This window comes from Enterobacter sp. MALB-1 (genome assembly GCF_041021625.1).
Classification (GTDB): Bacteria; Pseudomonadota; Gammaproteobacteria; order Enterobacterales; family Enterobacteriaceae; genus Enterobacter; species Enterobacter oligotrophicus.
Genome location: NZ_JBDPJL010000001.1, coordinates 656,021 through 677,834 on the forward strand (window position 1 = coordinate 656,021; position 21,814 = coordinate 677,834).

Here is a 21,814-nt window from a genome sequence, read left to right on the forward strand (position 1 = left end):
GCGAAGCCGCCACCCGGCACAGCGATGCTAACTCTGCGTTGCCGGTCCGCCGAGGGACTCTTTCGCCAGTTCATCTGCCGATTTACTCTTCAGCACCGTCCAGATCACCACCGCCCCCATCAGGTCGAAGATGGCCAGTACCGCGAACAGCGGGCTAAAGCCAATGGTGTCCGCCAGCGCACCGACGACCAGCGCAAACAGGGTGCTCGCGGTCCAGGCTGCCATACCAGTCAGGCCATTTGCGGTTGCCACTTCGTTACGTCCGAAGACGTCAGAAGAGAGGGTAATCAGCGCACCGGACAGAGACTGGTGAGCGAAACCACCAATGCACAGCAGGGCGATAGCTACGTAAGGGCTGGTGAACAGGCCGATCATGCCAGGGCCAATCATCAGCAGGGCACCCATGGTCACCACCATTTTACGGGAGACAATCAGGTTGACACCAAACCAGCGCTGGAACAGCGGTGGCAGGTAGCCGCCAACGATACAACCCAGGTCTGCGAACAGCATTGGCATCCAGGCGAACATCGCAATCTCTTTCAGGTTAAAGCCGTAAACTTTAAACATGAACAGCGGAATCCAGGCGTTGAATGTCCCCCATGCAGGTTCAGCCAGGAAACGCGGCAGGGCGATCCCCCAGAACTGACGCGTGCCCAGAATCTGCCAGACAGACATTTTTTTGCCGTTGTTGGTCTGGTGCTGCGCTTCCTGCCCGCCGATGATGTATTCACGTTCTTCTTCGGACAGCTTTTTCTGGTCACGTGGGTGTTTATAAAAGATCAGCCACGCCATCGCCCATGCAAAACTCAGTACACCTGAGATGATGAACGCCATCTGCCAGCTGTGCATGACGATAGCCCAGACCACCAGCGGTGGCGCAATCATTGCACCGATGGAGGAGCCGACGTTGAAGTAACCCACTGCGATAGAGCGCTCTTTCGCCGGGAACCACTCGGAACTGGCTTTGAGGCCCGCAGGGATCATCGCCGCTTCTGCAGCACCGACCGCACCACGTGCCAGCGCCAGGCCACCCCAGCTGCCTGCCAGCGCAGTTGCACCACAGAACACAGCCCAGGCGACGGCGAAGAAGGCATAACCAATTTTAGTCCCCAGAATATCAAGAACATAACCTGCAACAGGCTGCATTATGGTGTAAGCGGCGGAATACGCCGCAATGATGTAGGAGTATTGCTGTGTTGAGATATGCAATTCTTCCATCAACGTTGGAGCCGCTGCTGCCACGGTGTTACGTGTCAGGTAGCCCAGCACGGTGCCGAGCGTCACCAGTGCGATCATGTACCAACGTAACCCTTTAATTTTACGCATGTAAAACCTCATCGTTATGTTATTTCCGTGCCGGGGCACGGCAACACCTCAACCGTTGCCGGGAGCTGTTCTGTAACGGGAGGGGCGTAACCGGGAGAATTTCCCGGAACGGCCCGAACCTTGCCATAAGTACTCGTGCATAAGTCGGTTTCCGTACCGTTAAATCCGATGTATCTGACACCGGCAATGCATTCCGTCGGCTTATAGTTTGCGACGGCGAAAAGATAACTTGTCATACAACTTTAAAAGGTGAGTGACATCACAAATGTGTGATTCTTTGTAGGGATATTCTGTTGTGAGAACAAAGCCAGTGCTGGCGGGGCTTACAGAAGGGTTTACTCCTTTGAGGGTAATTTTTTTATCGACGATTATTGATCTAACTCACGAAAAAAACTTCGGTCAGTGGAAATTGGTGTGATAACTTTGCAGCATCTGAACATACGATTTCTGACGCTCTCGTTAAGAGGAAGACGATAATGACGCCGTTTATGACCGAAGATTTTCTGTTAGATACCGAATTTGCTCGCCGCCTGTACCACGACTACGCAAAAGACCAGCCGATTTTCGACTACCACTGCCACTTGCCACCGCAGCAGGTTGCCGAAAATTACCGTTTCAAAAACCTGTATGACATCTGGCTGAAGGGTGACCATTACAAATGGCGCGCGATGCGCACCAACGGCGTGGCTGAGCGCCTGTGTACCGGTGACGCTACCGACCGCGAGAAGTTTGACGCCTGGGCCGCGACCGTTCCGCACACCATTGGCAACCCGTTATACCACTGGACGCACCTCGAACTGCGTCGTCCGTTTGGCATCACCGGTAAACTGCTCTCCCCGACCACTGCTGATGAAATCTGGGATCGGTGCAATGAATTGCTGGCGCAGGACAACTTCTCTGCGCGCGGCATCATGAAACAGATGAACGTGAAAATGGTGGGCACCACCGACGACCCTGTCGATTCGCTGGAACACCACGCGGTTGTCGCTAAAGACACGGCTTTTGACATCAAAGTGCTGCCAAGCTGGCGTCCGGATAAAGCGTTCAACATTGAGCAGGCAACCTTTAACGACTACATGGCGAAGCTGGCCGAAGTCTCTGATACCGACATTCGTCGTTTCGCCGACCTGCAAACTGCGTTGACCAAACGTCTGGATCACTTTGCGGCGCACGGCTGTAAGGTGTCTGACCACGCGCTGGACGTGGTGCTGTTTGCTGAGTCTAACGAAGCCGAGCTGGACAGCATCCTGGCGCGTCGACTGTCAGGTGAATCCCTTAACGAACACGAAGTGGCCCAGTTCAAAACGGCAGTGCTGGTGTTCCTCGGTGCGGAATACGCGCGTCGCGGCTGGGTACAGCAGTACCACATTGGGGCACTGCGTAATAACAATCAGCGCCAGTTCAAACTGCTGGGCGCGGATGTGGGCTTCGACTCCATTAACGACCGTCCGCTGGCGGAAGAGCTGTCGAAACTGCTGAGTAAACAAAACGAGCAGAACCTGCTGCCAAAAACCATTCTCTACTGCCTGAACCCACGCGATAACGAAGTGCTGGGCACCATGATCGGTAACTTCCAGGGCGAAGGGATGCCAGGCAAGATGCAGTTCGGTTCTGGCTGGTGGTTCAACGATCAGAAAGACGGCATGGAACGTCAGATGACGCAGCTGGCGCAACTCGGCCTGTTAAGCCGCTTTGTCGGCATGCTGACCGACAGCCGCAGTTTCCTGTCTTACACTCGCCACGAATATTTCCGTCGCATCCTGTGCCAGATGATTGGCCGCTGGGTGCAGGCAGGAGAAGCACCGGCGGATATCCAGCTGCTGGGCGAAATGGTGAAAAACATCTGCTTTAACAATGCGCGTGACTACTTCGCCATTGAACTGAACTAAGGCCGTTTGAGGTTGATATGCAATACATCAAAATCCATTCGCTGGATAACGTTGCCGTCGCGCTGGCGGACCTGACTGAAGGTGACGTTGTGACCGTTGAGAACCAGACGGTCACGCTGCGCCAGGCGATTGCTCGCGGGCATAAATTTGCCGTGAAACCGGTCGCCAAAGGGGAAAACGTCGTTAAGTACGGTTTGCCGATTGGTCATGCGCTGGCGGATATTGCGCCGGGTGAACATATTCATTCCCACAATACCCGCACCAATCTCAGCGATCTGGACGAGTACAGCTATCAACCTGATTTTCAGGCGGAAGAGGGGCAGGCGGCAGATCGCGATGTTCAGATCTACCGCCGCGCCAACGGCGACGTGGGTATCCGCAACGAACTGTGGATACTCCCGACCGTCGGCTGCGTGAATGGGATCGCGCGGCAAATCCAGACGCGCTTCCTGAAAGAGACCAACGATGCCGAAGGCACCGACGGTGTGCATCTTTTCAGCCATACTTACGGCTGTTCACAGCTGGGTGACGACCACATTAACACCCGCACCATGCTGCAAAACATGGTGCGCCACCCGAACGCGGGCGCGGTGCTGGTGATTGGCCTGGGCTGTGAGAACAACCAGGTGGATGCCTTCCGTGAAACGCTGGGGGAGTTCGACCCTGAGCGTGTGCACTTTATGGTGTGTCAGCATCAGGACGACGAAGTGGAAGCCGGCCTGGAGCAGTTACACCAGTTGTATGACGTCATGCGTCATGATAAGCGCGAGCCGGGTAAGCTGAGCGAGCTGAAGTTTGGTCTGGAGTGCGGCGGGTCAGATGGTCTGTCCGGTATCACCGCCAACCCGATGCTGGGCCGCTTCTCGGATTATATGATCGCCAATGGTGGCACTACCGTGCTGACTGAAGTGCCGGAGATGTTCGGCGCAGAGCGTATTCTGATGAGCCACTGCCGCGACGAAGAGACGTTTGAAAAGACCGTCACCATGGTGAACGACTTTAAACAGTATTTCATCGCGCATAACCAGCCGATTTATGAAAACCCATCACCGGGGAACAAAGCGGGGGGGATCACCACGCTGGAAGAGAAATCTCTCGGCTGTACTCAGAAAGCCGGAGCCAGCCAGGTCGTGGACGTGTTGCGCTACGGTGAACGCCTGAAAACGCCCGGTCTGAACCTGCTGAGCGCGCCGGGTAATGATGCGGTTGCCACCAGCGCGCTGGCCGGTGCCGGTTGCCATATGGTGCTGTTCAGTACCGGTCGCGGTACGCCATACGGCGGTTTTGTGCCAACGGTAAAAATTGCTACCAACAGCGAGCTGGCAGCGAAGAAAAAGCACTGGATTGACTTCGATGCGGGTCAGCTGATCCACGGCAAAGCGATGCCGCAGTTGCTGAACGAATTCGTCGATACCATCGTGGAATTCGCCAGCGGCAGGCAGACCTGTAACGAGAAGAACGACTTCCGTGAGCTGGCGATCTTTAAGAGTGGTGTGACGCTGTAAATGTTATGTCGGGTGGCGCTAACGCTTACCCGACCTACCAAATCCTGTAGGCCCGGTAAGGCGTAGCCGCCATCGGGCTTTTTTTACCCGCGCAGGGCGTTCTTCGCTAAACGCGCGTCTTCCGCCTGACAGGCTGCAGCGGTGAACAGCACGTCGGTAGAGGAGTTCAATGCCGTTTCACAGGAGTCCTGCAGCACGCCGATGATAAAGCCCACAGCAACAACCTGCATGGCGATTTCATTCGGGATACCGAACATATTACACGCCAGCGGAATGAGCAGCAGCGAACCGCCCGCCACGCCGGATGCACCACAGGCACACAGCGACGCCACGACGCTCAGCAACAGCGCTGTCGGCAGATCCACCGGAATACCCAGCGTATGTACCGCTGCCAGCGTCAGCACGGTGATGGTGATCGCCGCACCCGCCATATTCACGGTGGCACCCAGTGGGATCGACACCGAGTAGGTGTCGCGATCCAGATTCAGCTTCTCCGCCAGCGCCATGTTAACCGGAATGTTCGCCGCAGAGCTGCGGGTGAAGAAAGCATACACGCCGCTTTCGCGCAGGCACATCAGCACCAGCGGATACGGGTTGCGGCGGATCTGCCAGAACACCAGCAGCGGGTTGATCACCAGCGCCACCAGCAGCATACAGCCAATCAGGACGATCAGCAGCTGTGCATAGCCCCACAATGCGTCAAAACCGGTGGTTGCGAGCGTAGAAGAGACCAGACCGAAGATACCGATTGGCGCAAAACGGATCACGATTTTCACCATAAAGGTCACGGCGTTGGACATATCGTTGACCAGATTTTTGGTCGTTTCGTTACCGTGACGCAGCGCGAAGCCAAGACCAATCGCCCAGACCAGAATGCCAATGTAGTTAGCATTCATCAGCGCTGTAATCGGGTTTGCTACCATGCTCATCAGCAGGCCGCGTAATACCTCTACGATACCGGAAGGCGGTGTGATATCACCTGCCGCGCTGGTCAGATGCAGCGTGGAGGGGAAGAGGAAGCTAAACACAACGGCCGTTAAGGCAGCAGAGAAGGTTCCCAGAAGATACAGGAATAAAATCGGGCGAATGTTGGTTTTTTGTCCGTGCTGGTGGTTGGCAATCGACGCCATCACCAGCATCAGTACCAGCACCGGTGCAACAGCTTTCAGTGCGCCTACGAACAGCGTACCGAGCAGTCCCGTTGCTTCCGCAGCAGGTTTTGACACCATCGCCAGCAGAATACCCAATACCAGCCCGACCAGAATTTGTTTTACAAGGCTGCCCTGCGCCATGCGCGCGAACAGACCGCGTGATTGTGTGCTCATACGTTATTCCTGAGTGAAATTGCGTTCCATCCTGGATGTGCTCTAAGTCACGTTTGTTTCCGGATGTAAGTAAATGTTTGCCTGGTCGAGTATAGGGAATGCGCGAAAGGAGGGAAGCGTAAAATGCTGGATTTTACGTGTTGCGTCATGTTTTTTAACTATTGGTTAACGAAAATGCCGGGTGGCGCTGCGCTTACCCGGCCGACATTGCATTTCCCCCCTCTCCCTGTGGGGGTGGGGTGAGGGCATCAGCCCGCACCGAACGTTGCACTAAATCTGCTGCTTCTTATCGTGCTGGCGGTTAACCCAGGTATTGATAATCAGCGTCACGGTCAGAATGCCAAACACCACGCCAAGCGAAATGGCGATCGGGATGTGGTAGAAGTCGACAATCAGCATCTTAATACCGATAAACACCAGAATCACCGACAGGCCGTACTTCAGCATTGAGAAGCGCTCTGCCGCACCTGCCAGCAGGAAGTACATAGCACGCAGACCGAGGATCGCAAACAGGTTAGAGGTCAGAACAATGAACGGATCGGTGGTCACCGCGAAGATCGCCGGGATACTGTCTACCGCAAAAATCACGTCGCTCAGTTCAACCAGAATCAGCACCAGCAGCAGCGGGGTGGCAAACAGCAGGCCGTTCTTCCGCACAAAGAAGTGCTCGCTTTCGATTTTATCCGTCATGCGCAGATGACCACGCAGCCACTTCACCAGCGGCTTCTCGCCAATACCGGTTTCATCTTCTTTCGCCAGCGCCATTTTGACCCCGGTGAACAGCAGGAACGCGCCGAACACATACAGCAGCCATTCGAACTGGGTGATCAGCCAGCTTCCGGCGAAGATCATGATGGTACGCAGGACAATCGCTCCCAGCACGCCGTAAACCAGCACGCGACGCTGCAGGGCGGCAGGCACAGCGAAATAGCTGAACAGCATCAGCCAGACGAAGACGTTATCCACCGCCAGCGCTTTTTCAATCAGATAACCGGTGAGGAAGGCGAGTGCCTGAGGATCGGCCACCGCGCGGCCCTCGGTCGAAGCCAGATACCACCAGAAGGCGGCGCAGAAGAGGAGTGAAAGGGATACCCACACCAGTGACCAGACGGCGGCTTGCTTGACGCTCATGCCGTGCTCGCCGCGACGGCCCTGCAAAAAGAGGTCGATCGCCAGCATGATGAGCACGACTACCGCGAATCCGCCCCACAACATTGGAGTGCCGACAGAATGCATACTATTTTCCTTACACATAAAAAACAAAAACGGCTATGGTCAGAAGACGATAGCCGTTAGCTTTTTATGCATAGACCTCGCCTTCCGGCAAGGTCTCACTTACAACCATGAAGGTTGCCCGGCGACCGGATGCGGTTTTGCACGCATCGTAATGACGATCCACCGGCGAAGAAGTTACTCCCCTTTGCAGGTAACAAAATATGTCAGACCATCGGTTTCGTCAATGGTCTGCGCCGTTTCATTACACAGTTTTACGCGACCGCTTCTGCGCCCACGCCATCTGCCGGGAACACCACACCAGTCTGACGGCGGATCTCCGTTTGCAGCTTCGCCGTGGTGCGGCTTACCGCGAGGCCTGGGTGATTCACTTCGTTATCTTCTACCAGACGGGCGAAGACCTCTGCCTCATAGAGCATAGTGTTAATATGCTGAGGCTGCGTCAGCTCCTGCGCTTTACCGCCGCGCGGCACAAAACTCAGCTTCTGGCACTCGGAGATCTTCTCAATGACCAGCGACCCGGCTTCACCCTGAATTTCGCTCGGCAGCACGGAATCACTCACTTTCGAGTGCTGCAGCGTGACGCTGAAATCGCCGTAATCCAGCACCACTACGCCATGTGCATCCACGCCGCTCTCCAGCAGGCTGGCGGTGGCCGTTACGCCGTGCGGCTCGCCCCACAGCGCCACGGCAGAGGCCAGGCAGTAAAAACCGATGTCCATAATCGAGCCGTTAGAGAAGGTCGGGTTAAAGGTGTTCGGGTTCTCACCGTCCAGATAGCGCTGGTAGCGTGAGGAATACTGGCAGTAGTTGATAAAGGCTTTACGCACTTTGCCAATTTTCGGCAGGGACTGCTGCAACAGCAGGAAGTTCGGCAGGCTGGCGGTTTTGAACGCTTCGAACAGCACCACCTGGTTTTCGCGGGCAAGCTGAATGGCGGCTTCCACTTCCTGAATATTCGAGGCCAGTGGCTTCTCGCAAATCACATGCTTTTTATGGCTGAGGAACAGCTTCGTTTGCGGGAAGTGCAGGGCGTTCGGGCTGGCGATATAGACCGCGTCAATGGCGTCGCTTTGCGCCATCTCGTCGAGCGAGGTAAACAGGTGTTCGACCGGGTAGTCGTTTGCAAAACTCTGCGCCTGCTCAAGGCTGCGGGAATAGACTGCGGTGAGCTTATATTTGCCGGTTTCGTGGGCGGCGTCGACGAACTGGCGTGTGATCCAGTTCGTGCCAATGACTGCGAAACGTATCATAAACGTTTACGTACTCCGTTGCTGGGAACCTTTAGCCACTGTAGCACGTCATCATGACAATTCGCGTGCGCTACTGCGCATTACTCTTTAACGATAAATGCGTAAGCCACAAACGGGTATCAAACTCCAGCTGGTGGTACTGCGGCTCCATGTGGCAGCACAGAGAGTAAAACGCCTTGTCGTGCTCTTTCTCTTTCAGGTGCGCCAGTTCGTGCACTACGATCATCCGCAAAAACGGTTCTGGCGCAGTGCGAAATACCGTCGCCACGCGGATCTCCGCTTTGGCTTTCAGCTTGCCGCCCTGCACGCGGGAGATGGCAGTGTGCAGGCCGAGCGCGTTCTTCAAAACGTGGATCTTGTTGTCGTACATCACCTTGTTGATCGGCGGGGCGCTCTTGAGATACCGGTTTTTCAGATCCTGCGTATACTGCCAGAGCGCCTTATCAGTCGCGAAATCATGCGTGCCGGGGTAACGTTTTTCCAGCACCGCCCCCAGCTTTTCCCCGGCAATCAGGCTGCGCACCTGAGAAAGTAAATGCTCCGGGTAGCCCTGGAGATAAGTTAGTTGGTTCATCAACGCCCCAAAATGACAATAAAACGGGTATACTCACGCACCCTTTTCAGGGATACGCCAAATTTTACCATTCAGGAGGGCCGATGAGCCACTTAGACAACGGTTTCCGTTCACTCAACCTTAAACGTTTCCCGGAGACGGACGACGTTAACCCGCTTCAGGCGTGGGAAGCGGCGGATGAATATCTGCTGCAGCAGTTGGATGAGACTGAAATCCGCGGCCCGGTTTTGATCCTGAATGACGCGTTTGGCGCGCTGGGCTGCGCCCTGGCGCAACACTCGCCATACAGCATCGGCGATTCCTACCTAAGCGAGCTGGCGACGCGTGAGAACCTGCGTCACAACGACATCGATGAAGGGAGCGTTAAGTTTCTCGACAGCACGGCGGACTACCCACAGGCACCGGGCGTGGTACTGATCAAAGTGCCGAAAACCATGGCGCTGCTGGAGCAACAGCTGCGTGCGCTGCGTAAAGTCGTGACGCCGGAAACGCGCATCATTGCGGGTGCCAAAGCGCGTGATATTCACACCTCGACGCTGGAACTGTTCGAGAAAGTGCTCGGCCCAACCACCACCACGCTGGCGTGGAAAAAGGCGCGTCTGATCAACTGTACGTTTAGCGCACCGGAACTGGCTGATGCGCCAGAGACGCTGAGCTGGACGCTGGAAGGGACCGACTGGACCATCCATAACCACGCGAACGTTTTCTCCCGCACGGGGCTGGATATCGGTGCGCGTTTCTTTATGGAACATCTGCCGGAAAACCTGGAAGGCGAAATTGTCGATCTGGGCTGCGGCAACGGCGTGATTGGCCTGACGCTGCTGGCGAAGAACCCGGAAGCGAGCGTGGTGTTCAGCGATGAGTCGCCCATGGCGGTGGCGTCCAGCCGTCTGAACGTAGAAACCAACATGCCAGAGGCGCTGGATCGCTGCGAGTTTATGATCAACAACGCGCTGTCGGGCGTGGAGCCTTTCCGCTTCAACGCGGTGTTCTGCAACCCGCCGTTCCACCAGAAGCACGCTCTGACGGATAACGTCGCCTGGGAGATGTTCCACCACGCGCGCCGCTGCCTGAAAATCAACGGCGAGCTGTACATTGTGGCAAACCGTCACCTGGACTACTTCCACAAGCTGAAGAAGATTTTCGGTAACTGCGTCACCATTGCGACGAACAACAAGTTTGTGGTGCTGAAAGCGGTGAAGCTGGGGCGTCGTCGGTAAGATTTTTTTTGCCCGGTGGCGCTGCGCTTACCGGGCCTACAACGGCCTCGTACCCGTAGGCCGGGCAAGCGCAGCGCCGCCCGGCAATGCTCTAGATCTCCAGCGCTAATTTCGTCCCCTGCGCAATTGCCCGCCGCGCATCCAGCTCCATCGCCACATCGCATCCGCCAATCAAATGCACTGGTTTACCCACTTCACGCAGCGGATCGGCCAGATCGCGTTTCGGCTCCTGCCCGGCACATAAAATGACATGATCCACGCGCAGCAACTGTGGCTCACCGCCGATCAGCACGTGCAGCCCGTCATCGTCGATCTTCTGGTAGCTCACCGCCGGGATCATCTTCACGCCGCGAGAGAGCAGGGTAGCACGATGTATCCAGCCGGTGGTTTTGCCCAGCCCTTCACCTGGCTTACTGGCTTTACGCTGTAGCATCACAATCTGGCGCGGGCTTTTTGGCAGTTGCGGCCCTTCCGGGCGCAGGCCGCCAGCCTGTTTGAGGCTGGTATCAATTCCCCACTCCACGCAAAACTCGGCAATATTCTGGCTGGTGGCTTCACCCGGCTGGCTTAAGTACATGGCGGTATCAAAACCGATGCCCCCACAGCCGATAATCGCCACTTTTTCCCCAACCGGCACTTTGTCGCGCAGCACGTCCAGATAGCTCAGCACCTTCGGATGGTCGATACCCTCGATCGCAGGGGTGCGCGGCGCGATCCCGCTCGCCAGGATCACCTCATCGAAATCGATCAGATCGTCAGGCGTGACCCACTGGTTGAGCCGCAGATCGACTCCCGTCAGCTCGATCATCCGGCGGTAATAGCGCAGGGTTTCGTAGAACTCCTCTTTGCCGGGGATCTGTTTGGCGATATTAAACTGCCCACCGATTTCGGCTGCGGCATCAAACAGCGTCACGCTGTGCCCGCGTCCGGCGGCATTCACCGCAAATGCCAGCCCCGCCGGACCCGCGCCGACCACGGCCAGGCGTTTTTTATTAACCGCAGGCACGACCGGCATTTTGGTTTCATGGCAGGCGCGTGGGTTGACGAGACAAGAGGTAACCTTACCGACGAAAATCTGATCCAGACAGGCCTGGTTACAGCCGATGCAGGTGTTGATCTCATCCGCCCGCCCGCTTTGCGCTTTGGACAGCAGTTCGGCATCCGCGAGGAACGGACGCGCCATCGACACCATATCGGCGTCGCCGCGTGATATCACATCGTCCGCCACCTGCGGGTCGTTAATGCGGTTGGTGGTCACCAGCGGAACAGAGACTTTGCCTTTCAGCTTGCGCGTCACCCAACTGAAGGCCGCGCGCGGCACCGGCGTGGCGATGGTGGGGATGCGCGCTTCGTGCCAGCCGATCCCGGTGTTGATGATGGTGGCACCAGCGGCTTCAATCGCCTGTGCCAACTGCACGGTTTCGTCAAACGTGCCGCCGCCTTCCACCAGATCGAGCATCGACAGGCGGAAGATGATGATAAAATCCGCGCCCGCACGTTCGCGTACCGCGCGCACGACTTCCACGGCGAAGCGCATGCGGCGGGCATAGTCGCCGCCCCATTCATCCTCGCGCTGGTTGGTGCGGGCGGCGAGGAATTCGTTGATCAGATAGCCTTCGGAGCCCATTACCTCGACGCCGTCGTAGCCCGCTTCACGCGCCAGCGCGGCGCAGCGGGCGAAGTCGTCAATCAGCGCCAGGATCTCGTCGTGGCCCAGGGCATGCGGCTTAAAACGGTTAATGGGTGCCTGAATGGCCGACGGCGCGACCAGATTCGGTTGATAGCTGTAGCGGCCAGTGTGCAGGATCTGCAGGGCAATTTTGCCGCCTTCTTTGTGAACCGCGTCGGTCACAATCCGGTGATGCGCAAGCTGTGACGCATCGTTCAGCACCGCGCCGCCCTCCATCGTCACGCCCGTGGTGGCTGGGGCGACGCCGCCGGTCACAATCAGCGCGACGCCGTGGCGCGCGCGCTCGGCGTAGAAGGCCGCCAGCCGCTCCGGGCCGTCCGGTCGCTCTTCCAGCCCGGTATGCATCGAGCCCATCAATACGCGGTTTTTAAGGGTGGTGAACCCCAAATCGAGGGGGGCGAATAACGACGGGTAGCGGCTCATAGTCTCTTCCAGTGTAAAATTATTGTTATGTGGTCGGATGAGTTACTAATTTAGCCAGCGGGGAGTAAAAGGGAAAAGGGGAATGCAGTGAATGTGATGGGATTCAAATATTGGTGTGGCCTGATGCCCTCACCCTAACCCTCTCCCTAAGGGAGAGGGGACTTAATCTCCCTCTCCCTTAGGGAGAGGGCCGGGGTGAGGGGGTACGCACCAGTCCCGGTGCCTGCCACATCGATGTCGTCAGGCCGCTGTCCACCAGCCCAAGCTGGTCGGCATAGACCGCCTGCCACTTCTGCATCATGCCGTCGTACAGCTCCCGGTGTTGCGGGTTCGGCGTGAACTCGCGGCTCCATTTCACCAGCCGCTCGCCCGTCGAGGCCATATCCGCAAACAGCCCCGCGCCCGCCCCGGCGGCAATCGCGCAGCCGAGCGCCGTCGCCTCTTTTACTTCCGGCACGCGTACCGGCAGGCCGGTGACGTCGCTTAGGATCTGGCTCCACAACGCCCCTTTCGACCCCCCTCCGGCAAAAACCAGGCTCTCAAATGCCACGCCGGAGAAGCGTGAAATCTGCGCCAGATTACAGGCCGAGACAATCGCCGCGTTCTCTTCCAGGGCACGGAACAGCGTGGCTTTGTTGCACTTTTCCGGATCGATGGAGAGGTTAATAAACGACGGCGCGGCGTGGTACCACTGCTTGAAATGCATCGCGTCAGAGAAGATCGGCATTACGCCGTGGGAACCCGCCGGTACGCGGCTCGCCATCTCTTCGAGCAGGGAGTAGGTATCCATGCCCATCCGCTCGGCAATTAGTTTCTCTTCCGCGCAGAAGGCGTCGCGGAACCAGCGCATAGTCAGCCCGGTAAAGAAGCTGATCGACTCCGCCTGCGCCATGCCGGGAATGACGTGCGGATTTACGCGAATATTCATCTCTGGGTCCGTGCGCACCTGTGGCAGGTTCACCACCTGCTGCCAGAAGGTGCCGCCCAGCACTGCCGTTTGTCCGGCGCGCACTACGCCCAGCCCCAGACAACCCAGTTGCACATCGCCGCCGCCCATTACCACGGGCGTGCCTTCGCGCAGGCCGCTCTGTTGCGCGGCTTCTTTGGTTATGGCACCCAACACCGTGCCCGTCTCTTTCACCGGAGAAAGGATATCGGCACGCAGCCCGGCCATGTCGAGCAGCGCCGGACGCCAGTCGCGAGAGAACAGATCCAGCATGCCCGTCGTGCCCGCGTTCGACGGGTCAACCGCCAGCTCGCCGGAGAGCTTCGCCGCCAGCCAGTCGCTGATCATGGTGATGGTCGCGGCTTTACGGTAAATATCCGGGCGATGGTGCGCCAGCCACAGCAGGCGCGGCATGGCGCTCAGAGCAAGAGTTTGCCCGGAGACCTCATACACTTCGGATTCAAAACGGTCGTCGTGGATCTCTTTAAGCTCGGCCACCTCGCGGCTGGCGCGGGCGTCGACGTTGGCGCAGGCCCAGATGGCCTCGCCGTTGCGGTCATAGAGCACAATGCCTTCACGCATCGAGCAGCAGGCAACGGACTGAATATCCGCGGCGCTCAGGTGCGCACGATCCAGCGCCTGCTGAATGCACTGGCAGGTGAGCCGCCAGTTTGTGTCGAGATCGAACTCCATCGACCCCGGCACGTTCTCCACGCTCAGGTGTTTCCACTCGGCCTGGCCGACGGCAATCTGGTTGCCCTGTAAATCGAAAATTACGGCGCGAACGCTGCCTGTCCCTGCATCTAACGCTAAAAGGTAACTCATGAGCTTGCCTCGTTGTTAGCGCAGGGCATCCCCGTTACGTCAGGGCCAGCACCGCGCGGGCTGTCGTCTCTTCCGTCACCAGGCCATTGATACGGCGACCTTTCAGTGCGGCATAAATCGCATCGGCTTTCTCTTCGCCGCCGGCCACGCCAACGATGGTGGGCAGCTGTGCCAGTTCATCGAGCGTGACGCCGAGTAATTCTTTATGGATCTCCAGCTCCTCGACGCATTCCCCCTCGCCGTTGAGGAAATAGCCGAGGATGTCACCCACCGCGCCTTTGCGGGCGTACATCAGCTGTTCACCTTCGCTGATATAGCCGGAGCGCAAAATGGTGGCGTCCCGACGCTGGTTCACCGAACCAATACCTACCACGGCAACATCTGCGGCGGTTGCGGCGAGGATCACGTCTCGCACGCTGGTTTCCCGTTTTAAGATCCCGGCCACTTCAGCAGATGAGACGCGAAGCGGGGCGGGGATCATGCTGACGCTGCAGGCTGCATCAAGCTGACCGATCCCGGTCATATACGGCCCGACGCCGCCGGAGAGCGTGACCAGGCGGATCTGCTGTGAGCTAATAAAACCGCTTAAATGCTGCAGGCTGCTCATGGTCGTTTCACCAAATCCCACCGCTAACAGCTGGCCGGGTTCCAGCACGCCCATCAGCGACTGTGCCGCGCCAATGCCTAACCGCACGTTCATCGGCGGCGTGTTCAGCGCAGGCATCACGCGTACCAGTTTCAACCCAAAACGTTGTTGCAACTCTGTTTCCAGCGCCAGACAGCCCTCATAGCGCGAGTTGATCTGCACGCGGATCACCCCGGACTGGCGGCCTTTTTCCAGCAGGCGCGAAATCTTCAGACGCGGCAGGCCGAGCCGCTCGCCAATGTCGTTCTGGGTTAGCCCGTCGTGGTAGTAGCACCACGCCACGCGCGCCACCAGCTCCTCTTCTGCCAGTGCCAGCCCGGCAAACCGTCCTTCTTCCGCAGTGCGTTTATCGCTCATATTTGAACTCTTATAAAAATTTAGATCATATGTTCGTGATGGCGCGGGCAGAAAATGTGAGCCGCGCGGCAAAACAGATCTTTTAGAGGGTTTCTGCTTTATCTGGATCTTAATCGATAAAACTGTGATCCCTGCACGGTTGTAAATATAGTTCACCGTCTACGCTTTTGAACATTATTAAATCTAAAAATCATTTGTTCAATAGCGGAGCGATGATGACCCCACTTATCGAAGCACGTGATATCTGCAAGCAGTTCTCTGGCGTGCCGGTGTTAAAAAGCATTGATTTCACGCTGCTTGCAGGGCAGGTGCATGCATTGATGGGCGGTAACGGCGCGGGAAAATCGACGCTGATGAAGATCATCGCCGGGGTGGAGACACCGGACAGTGGTGAACTTTCTGTCGTCGGGCAACCATTTACGCGGCTAACCCCCGCGCAGGCACATAAGCTCGGCATTTACCTCGTGCCGCAGGAGCCACTGCTGTTTCCCAACCTGACGGTGCGGGAAAACATCCTGTTCCGCCTGCCGCGTGAAAGCGATCTGGATGAGCGACTGGCAGAGAAACTTCAACAGTTGCAGTGCCAGCTTAATCTCGACGCTACCGCCAGCACCCTGGAGGTAGCGGATCAGCAGATGGTGGAGATCCTGCGTGGATTAATGCGCAACGCGAAGATCCTGATCCTCGACGAACCCACGGCCTCGCTCACGCCGGGCGAGACCGAACGCCTGTTTCGCCAGATCCGCGCCCTGCAGGAACTCGGCGTCGGCATTGTCTTTATCTCGCATAAGCTGCCGGAAATCCGCATGCTTTCGAGCCACGTCTCGGTGATGCGCGACGGCGCGGTGGTGCTGAGCGGCGAAACCGCGCAGTTCGACGATAACGCCCTGATTGCCGCCATGACGCCGGTCAGCCGGGAGAAATCCCTGAGCGATACGCAAAAGCTGTGGCTGGCGTTGCCGGGCAACCGCCGCACCCAGCCGCAGGATTTTCCGGTACTGCGTGTGGAGGATCTCACCGGGGAGGGGTTTATCGATCTCAGCCTGGAGATTTATGCCGGGGAGATCGTCGGGCTGGCCGGGCTGGTGGGATCGGGGCGCACCGAGTTTGCAGAAACGCTCTACGGTTTGCGTCCGGTGCGGGGTGGACGCATCTGGCTGGAAAATCAGGATATTAGCAATGACTCCGTGTCTGCGCGTCTGGATAGAGGGCTGGTTTATCTGCCGGAGGATCGGCAGGTTTCCGGCTTGTTCCTGGATGCGCCAATCCGCTGGAACACCGTGGCGCTGAACGAGCCGTCAGTCTGGCAGCAGCGCAAACGGGAGTCTGCGGTGGTGGAGCGCTATCACCGGGCGCTGGGGATCAAACTCAACAATGCTGATCAAACCGTGCGCACGCTCTCCGGCGGTAACCAGCAGAAGGTGCTGCTGGCGCGTTGTCTGGAAGCGAATCCACTTTTGCTGATCGTCGATGAACCGACACGCGGCGTGGACGTCTCGGCGCGCGCCGACATCTATCAGCTGATAAAAAGTGTGGCGGCGCAGAACGTCGCGGTGCTGATGATCTCAAGCGACCTTGATGAGTTCCCTGGGCTTGCAGACCGCGTGCTGGTGATGCACCAGGGCGTGCTCAGCGGCGAGCTGCCGCGCCACGCCGTCAGTCTCGACCGGATGATGGCACTGGCGTTCGGAGGGCAATCATGAAGACCTTACTCAAAAACCGCGAACTGAGCGCGTTTCTCGCTATTCTGGCGCTGTTTGCCGTCCTCGTGGCGCTGAATCCGGCTTACTTCAGCCTGCAAACGCTGGGGATGATCTTCGCCAGCTCGCAGATCCTGATCCTGCTGGCGCTTGGCGCGGCGCTGGTGATGCTGACCCGCAACATCGACGTTTCCGTTGGCTCCACCGTCGGGCTGTCGGCGATTGCGGTGGGTGTGGCGCTGAACAGCGGCTACAGCCTGCCGGTAGCGATGCTTTTTGCACTGGCGATCGGCGCACTGGCCGGGGCATTTAACGGCTTTCTGGTTGTGGGGCTACGTATTCCGGCGATTGTCGCCACGCTCGGCACGCTGGGGCTGTATCGCGGGGCGATGCTGCTCTGGACGGGCGGAAAATGGATTGAAGGGCTGCCATCAAGCCTGAAATCTCTCTCTGAGCCCGTCGCTATTGGCATTTCACCGCTTGGGATGGTGGTTCTGTTTTTAGCGGTCATTGGCGCGTGGACGCTGTCTCGCACTGCCTTCGGGCGTGATTTTTATGCCGTGGGCGATAACCTTGCCGCCGCACGACAACTGGGCGTGGCGGTGAACCGCACCCGCATGATCGCCTTTACGCTGAACGGTATGCTGGCCGCCTGCGCCGGGATTGTCTTTGCCGCGCAGATTGGCTTTGTCCCCAATCAGACCGGCAGCGGGCTGGAGATGAAAGCCATCGCCGCCTGCGTTCTCGGGGGCATCTCGCTTTTGGGCGGCACCGGCACGCTGATCGGTGCCTTACTTGGCGCTTTCTTCCTCACGCAAATCGACACCGTGCTGGTGCTGTTCAGGCTTCCGGCCTGGTGGAACGACTTTATCGCCGGGCTGGTGTTGCTGGGCGTGCTGGTGCTCGACGGGCGTCTGCGTCAGGCGCTCTCCAGGTATCAGCGGGCGCTGAAATATAGCCGCTTCCAGCCGGGTAACAAAGGGGGAAAGCACGTCACCCCGTTTCCAAAACGCAAAAAAGAGGTGGCGTAAATGAAACTTAACTGGGAAAGCGCGCTGCTCATTTTACTGGTGCTGGAGATCTTGCTCTTCGGTGCCATCAACCCGCGCATGCTCGACATCAACATGCTGCTGTTCAGTACCAGCGATTTTATCTGCATTGGTATTGTCGCGCTGCCGCTCACCCTGGTGATTATCAGCGGTGGGATCGATATCTCTCTCGGCTCGACCATCGGCCTGTGCGCCATCGCGTTGGGCGTGATGATGCAGGCAGGCTGGCCGATGGCGGTGGCCATCCCGCTGACGCTGCTGCTGGGCCTGCTGTGCGGGTTGCTTAACGCGGCGTTGATCCACTACACCGGCATCAGCCCTTTAGTGATTACCCTCGGCACGCTCTACCTCTACGGCGGCGGTGCGCTGCTGCTCTCCGGCATGGCGGGGGCGACGGGCTACGAGGGCATCGGCGGCTTCCCGGACAGCTTTACCGCGTTCGCCAATCTTACCGTTCTTGGCCTGCCAATTCCGCTGGTGCTGTTCGCGCTGATTACCGTCTTCTTCTGGCTGATAACCCATCGCGGGCGCTTTGGTCGTCACCTGTTTTTGATTGGGCAAAACCCGCGCGCGGCGCGTTATGCGGCCCTGTCGGTCAACGGCATGCCTTACGCGCTCTACGGTCTGGTGGGCGTGGCCTCGGCGATTGCTGCGCTAGTGATGGTCTCTTATTTCGGTTCCGCGCGCTCGGATCTGGGGCGTGATTTATTAATGCCTGCACTCACCGCCGCCGTGCTCGGCGGAGCCAATATTTATGGCGGTTCAGGTTCGGTTACGGGTACTGCACTGGCGGCGCTGCTGGTGGGGTATCTGCAACAGGGTTTACAGATGGTCGGCATCCCCAACCAGGTGTCGAGCGCGCTGTCAGGGGCGCTGTTGGTTGTGGTGGTGATGGGACGTTCATTGAGTCTGCACCGTGAATGGGTGCGATCTCTCCTCACAAAACATACCCGGAGCGTAAGATGAAAACAAAACTGATAGTCCTGGCGATGGCCCTCAGCTTCGCGTCGGCGCAGGCGGCGGACCGCATCGCCTTTATCCCGAAACTGGTGGGCGTCGGCTTCTTTACCAGCGGCGGCAACGGCGCGAAAGAGGCGGGGAAAGATCTTGGCGTGGACGTGACCTACGACGGCCCGACCGAGCCGAGCGTCTCCGGGCAGGTGCAGCTCATCAATAACTTCGTCAACCAGGGCTATAACGCCATTATCGTCTCCGCCGTGTCGCCGGACGGCCTCTGCCCGGCGCTGAAGCGCGCGATGCAGCGCGGCGTCAAAGTATTGACCTGGGACTCCGATACCAAACCGGAGTGCCGCAGCATCTACATCAACCAGGGCACGCCAGAACAGCTTGGCAGCCTGCTGGTGGACATGGCAGGCAAGCAGGTCACCAAACCGAATGCCAAAGTGGCGTTCTTCTACTCCAGCCCCACCGTCACCGACCAGAACCAGTGGGTGAAAGAGGCGAAGGCCAAAATCGAGAAAGACCATCCCCAGTGGCAGATTGTCACCACCCAGTTTGGCTATAACGATGCCACCAAATCTCTGCAAACCGCCGAGGGGATCTTAAAAGCGTATCCGGATCTGGATGCGATCATCGCCCCGGACGCTAATGCCCTGCCAGCGGCGGCACAGGCAGCGGAAAACCTGAAGCGGGAAGGGGTGGCGATTGTCGGGTTCAGCACGCCGAATGTGATGCGCCCCTACGTCGAGCGCGGCACGGTAAAAGCCTTCGGGCTATGGGATGTGGTGCAACAGGGCAAAATTGCGGTCAATGTCGCCGATCGTTTGCTGAAAAAGGGCGATCTTAACGTCGGTGACAGCGTGGACGTAAAAGACATCGGGACGCTGAAGGTCGAGCCGAACAGCGTGCAGGGCTATCAGTATGAAGCGAAAGGCAACGGCATCGTGCTGCTGCCGGAGCGCGTGGTGTTCACCAAAGAGAACATCAACAAATACGATTTCTGACGGGGGAACAAATGGCTGATTTAGACGACATCAAAGACGGTAAGGATTTTGGCATCGGTACGCCGCAGGTCAACGCACCCTACACCCTGAAAGGCTGCGGCTCGCTGGACTGGGGCATGCAGTCGAGGCTTTCGCGCATCTTCAACCCGCAGAGCAACCGCACGGTGATGCTGGCCTTTGACCACGGCTACTTTCAGGGGCCGACTACCGGACTTGAGCGTATCGATCTCTCTATTGCGCCGCTGTTTGGCGAAACCGACGTGCTGATGTGCACCCGCGGTATTCTGCGCAGTACCGTCCCCGCGGCGACCAACAAACCGGTGGTGCTGCGCGCCTCCGGGGGGAATTCGATTCTGGGCGAGCTTTCCAACGAGTGTGTGGCGGTGGCGATGGAGGACGCGCTGCGCCTGAACGTCTGCGCGGTGGCGGCACAGGTCTACATCGGCAGCGAATTCGAGCATCAGTCGATCAACAACATCATCAAGCTGGTGGATGCGGGGGCGCGCTACGGCATGCCCACGCTTGCCGTGACCGGCGTCGGCAAAGAGATGGCGCGCGACGCACGGTATTTCTCGCTCGCCAGCCGTATCGCCGCCGAAATGGGGGCACAGTTCGTCAAAACCTATTATGTGGATGAGGGCTTCGAAAAAGTGACCGCCAGCTGCCCGGTACCGATTGTTATCGCCGGGGGGAAAAAGCTGCCGGAACACGAGGCGCTGGAGATGTGCTGGCGGGCTATCGATCAGGGCGCGTCCGGCGTGGATATGGGGCGAAATATCTTCCAGTCCAGCGCGCCGCTCGCCATGCTGAAAGCCGTGAAGAAAGTGGTACACGAGAACATGAGCGCGCGGGATGCGTTCCAGTTCTGGCAGGAAGAGAAACAGGGAGAAGCAAAATGAATGTGACGTTAGTGGAGATCAACATCAAACCGGAACGGGTGGATGAGTTTCTGGAGGTGTTTCGCGCCAACCATGAAGGGGCGATCCAGGAGCCGGGAAACCTGCGCTTCGACGTGTTGCAGGACCCGCGGGTGAAAACCCGGTTCTTTATCTACGAGGCGTATAAAGATGAAGAGGCGGTGCTGGCGCACAAGAAAACGCCGCACTACCTGGCGTGCGTGGATAAGCTCGAAGCGCTGATGTCAGAGCCGCGCAAAAAACGCAGTTTTGTCGGGTTGTTGCCGGAGTAAGATCGTCTCCGGTGACGTGCTTGAGCGCGTCATCGGAGGCTGCGGAAATGTCGGGTTTATCCTTTGGCTTTCTGGATCGCCATGATTATTGCATCCGAGGCGATGTTTCCTGAAAGAACGCTAATGCGCTGAATCACCGGGTCTTTTTCCTGAGGCAGGACAATAAACGCTGGCATGTTCGTAAACCCAATCTGCTTCAGCAGCGCCACATTTTCCTGTAATGCGTTGTCTGCCGATCCCGCAGTGGGCATTTTTTTAAAGATAAAACGGACATCCGGGTTGGCGTGGAGAATCTCTTCTGTGACGTTGCAGTTCACACAGTGTTCGTCCACAAAAGACACCACGGCGACTTTCGCGTCAGCTGGCCCGACGACGGGTTCGCCGGTGTTAAGTAACTGCTCACGGTGGTGCAACGCATTTTGAACCATCGCCTGCTGCTGTGCTATCTGCTGACGCTGACGGAGACTTTCGCCTGCTGCCACTAAAAACTCAGGATGTTCGGCAAGGTATGTCGCGACGGTTTCGCCAATCTTTTCAGGGTGGGCGGCAAAATAGGTTTCTGCTGCTTTTCCTGTTTGATCAATCTGCTGCGGTGTGACTTGCTCTGCCTGCGTTGCGGCTGAGAAAGTCACGGTCGCAGCCAGCAGGAGCGAAAGGCGATGAAGGGCGGTTGAGACTTCCATTATGGTATTCCGTAAAA

General features: G+C 57.8%; 18 protein-coding genes. 9 read left to right on the forward strand and 9 right to left on the reverse strand.

Annotated elements, in window-relative coordinates; all coding sequences use genetic code 11:
• Positions 1–27: 27 nt before the first annotated feature.
• Positions 28–1,326 (reverse strand): MFS transporter, encoded by a 1,299-nt coding sequence (locus tag ABGB15_RS03200; protein ID WP_152082348.1) that lies wholly within the window; start codon positions 1,324–1,326, stop codon positions 28–30.
• Positions 1,327–1,802: 476 nt separating this feature from the next.
• Between ABGB15_RS03200 and uxaC the strand changes: the two genes are divergently transcribed.
• Positions 1,803–3,215 (forward strand): glucuronate isomerase, encoded by a 1,413-nt coding sequence (uxaC, locus tag ABGB15_RS03205; protein WP_215722457.1) that lies wholly within the window; start codon positions 1,803–1,805, stop codon positions 3,213–3,215.
• A gap of 17 nt (positions 3,216–3,232) precedes the next feature.
• Positions 3,233–4,720: a UxaA family hydrolase gene (locus ABGB15_RS03210; RefSeq protein WP_215722458.1), complete on the forward strand. Its 1,488-nt coding sequence runs from the start codon at positions 3,233–3,235 to the stop codon at positions 4,718–4,720.
• A gap of 83 nt (positions 4,721–4,803) precedes the next feature.
• On the opposite strand, the gene sstT is transcribed toward ABGB15_RS03210, so the two are convergent.
• The 4 genes from sstT to ABGB15_RS03230 all read right to left on the reverse strand — a co-directional run bounded on the left by sstT (position 4,804) and on the right by ABGB15_RS03230 (position 9,105).
• The gene (sstT, locus tag ABGB15_RS03215; protein WP_215722459.1) at positions 4,804–6,045 is read right to left on the reverse strand and encodes a serine/threonine transporter SstT; all 1,242 of its coding nucleotides are present in this window, start codon (positions 6,043–6,045) and stop codon (positions 4,804–4,806) included.
• Positions 6,046–6,315: 270 nt separating this feature from the next.
• Positions 6,316–7,281 carry a TerC family protein gene (locus ABGB15_RS03220; RefSeq protein ID WP_215722460.1) on the reverse strand — a complete coding sequence of 322 codons (966 nt, stop codon included), beginning with the start codon at positions 7,279–7,281 and terminating at the stop codon, positions 6,316–6,318.
• Between the two features lie 251 nt (positions 7,282–7,532).
• Positions 7,533–8,531, reverse strand: a complete 999-nt coding sequence (locus ABGB15_RS03225; RefSeq protein ID WP_215722461.1) for a Gfo/Idh/MocA family protein — start codon at positions 8,529–8,531, stop codon at positions 7,533–7,535.
• A 70-nt stretch (positions 8,532–8,601) separates the two neighbouring features.
• Positions 8,602–9,105 carry a YgjP-like metallopeptidase domain-containing protein gene (locus ABGB15_RS03230; RefSeq protein ID WP_152082342.1) on the reverse strand — a complete coding sequence of 168 codons (504 nt, stop codon included), beginning with the start codon at positions 9,103–9,105 and terminating at the stop codon, positions 8,602–8,604.
• An 83-nt stretch (positions 9,106–9,188) separates the two neighbouring features.
• Between ABGB15_RS03230 and rlmG the strand changes: the two genes are divergently transcribed.
• Positions 9,189–10,325, forward strand: a complete 1,137-nt coding sequence (gene rlmG, locus ABGB15_RS03235) for a 23S rRNA (guanine(1835)-N(2))-methyltransferase RlmG (protein WP_215722462.1) — start codon at positions 9,189–9,191, stop codon at positions 10,323–10,325.
• A gap of 91 nt (positions 10,326–10,416) precedes the next feature.
• Here rlmG and ABGB15_RS03240 read toward each other — a convergent pair whose 3' ends face one another.
• The 3 genes from ABGB15_RS03240 to lsrR form a co-directional block, all read right to left on the reverse strand.
• Positions 10,417–12,438 carry an NADPH-dependent 2,4-dienoyl-CoA reductase gene (locus ABGB15_RS03240; protein ID WP_215722463.1) on the reverse strand — a complete coding sequence of 674 codons (2,022 nt, stop codon included), beginning with the start codon at positions 12,436–12,438 and terminating at the stop codon, positions 10,417–10,419.
• A 178-nt stretch (positions 12,439–12,616) separates the two neighbouring features.
• Complete coding sequence (lsrK, locus tag ABGB15_RS03245; protein ID WP_215722464.1) at positions 12,617–14,209, reverse strand: autoinducer-2 kinase; 1,593 nt, start codon at positions 14,207–14,209, stop codon at positions 12,617–12,619.
• A gap of 34 nt (positions 14,210–14,243) precedes the next feature.
• Positions 14,244–15,212: a transcriptional regulator LsrR gene (lsrR, locus tag ABGB15_RS03250; protein WP_152082338.1), complete on the reverse strand. Its 969-nt coding sequence runs from the start codon at positions 15,210–15,212 to the stop codon at positions 14,244–14,246.
• A gap of 215 nt (positions 15,213–15,427) precedes the next feature.
• On the opposite strand from lsrR, the gene lsrA reads away from it, so the two are divergent.
• From lsrA to lsrG, 6 genes are read left to right on the forward strand one after another with little or no spacing between them, the layout of a single operon-like run.
• On the forward strand, positions 15,428–16,915 hold the full coding sequence (lsrA, locus tag ABGB15_RS03255) for an autoinducer 2 ABC transporter ATP-binding protein LsrA (protein WP_215722515.1): 1,488 nt from the start codon (positions 15,428–15,430) through the stop codon (positions 16,913–16,915).
• Positions 16,912–17,943, forward strand: a complete 1,032-nt coding sequence (lsrC, locus tag ABGB15_RS03260; protein ID WP_215722465.1) for an autoinducer 2 ABC transporter permease LsrC — start codon at positions 16,912–16,914, stop codon at positions 17,941–17,943. Before lsrA ends, lsrC begins: the two co-directional genes overlap by 4 nt.
• Positions 17,944–18,927, forward strand: a complete 984-nt coding sequence (gene lsrD / locus ABGB15_RS03265) for an autoinducer 2 ABC transporter permease LsrD (RefSeq protein ID WP_215722466.1) — start codon at positions 17,944–17,946, stop codon at positions 18,925–18,927.
• Entirely contained in the window at positions 18,924–19,925 is a 1,002-nt protein-coding gene (lsrB, locus tag ABGB15_RS03270; protein ID WP_215722467.1) for an autoinducer 2 ABC transporter substrate-binding protein LsrB, read from the forward strand. The genes lsrD and lsrB overlap by 4 nt, the downstream gene beginning before the upstream one ends.
• Before the next feature lie 11 nt (positions 19,926–19,936).
• A complete protein-coding gene (gene lsrF / locus ABGB15_RS03275) occupies positions 19,937–20,824 on the forward strand; it encodes a 3-hydroxy-5-phosphonooxypentane-2,4-dione thiolase (protein ID WP_152082334.1) in 888 nt (295 codons plus the stop codon).
• Positions 20,821–21,114, forward strand: a complete 294-nt coding sequence (gene lsrG, locus ABGB15_RS03280; protein ID WP_014071825.1) for a (4S)-4-hydroxy-5-phosphonooxypentane-2,3-dione isomerase — start codon at positions 20,821–20,823, stop codon at positions 21,112–21,114. The genes lsrF and lsrG overlap by 4 nt, the downstream gene beginning before the upstream one ends.
• A 56-nt stretch (positions 21,115–21,170) precedes the next feature.
• On the opposite strand, the gene ABGB15_RS03285 is transcribed toward lsrG, so the two are convergent.
• Positions 21,171–21,797, reverse strand: a complete 627-nt coding sequence (locus ABGB15_RS03285) for a hypothetical protein (protein ID WP_152082333.1) — start codon at positions 21,795–21,797, stop codon at positions 21,171–21,173.
• Between the last annotated feature and the right edge of the window lie 17 nt (positions 21,798–21,814).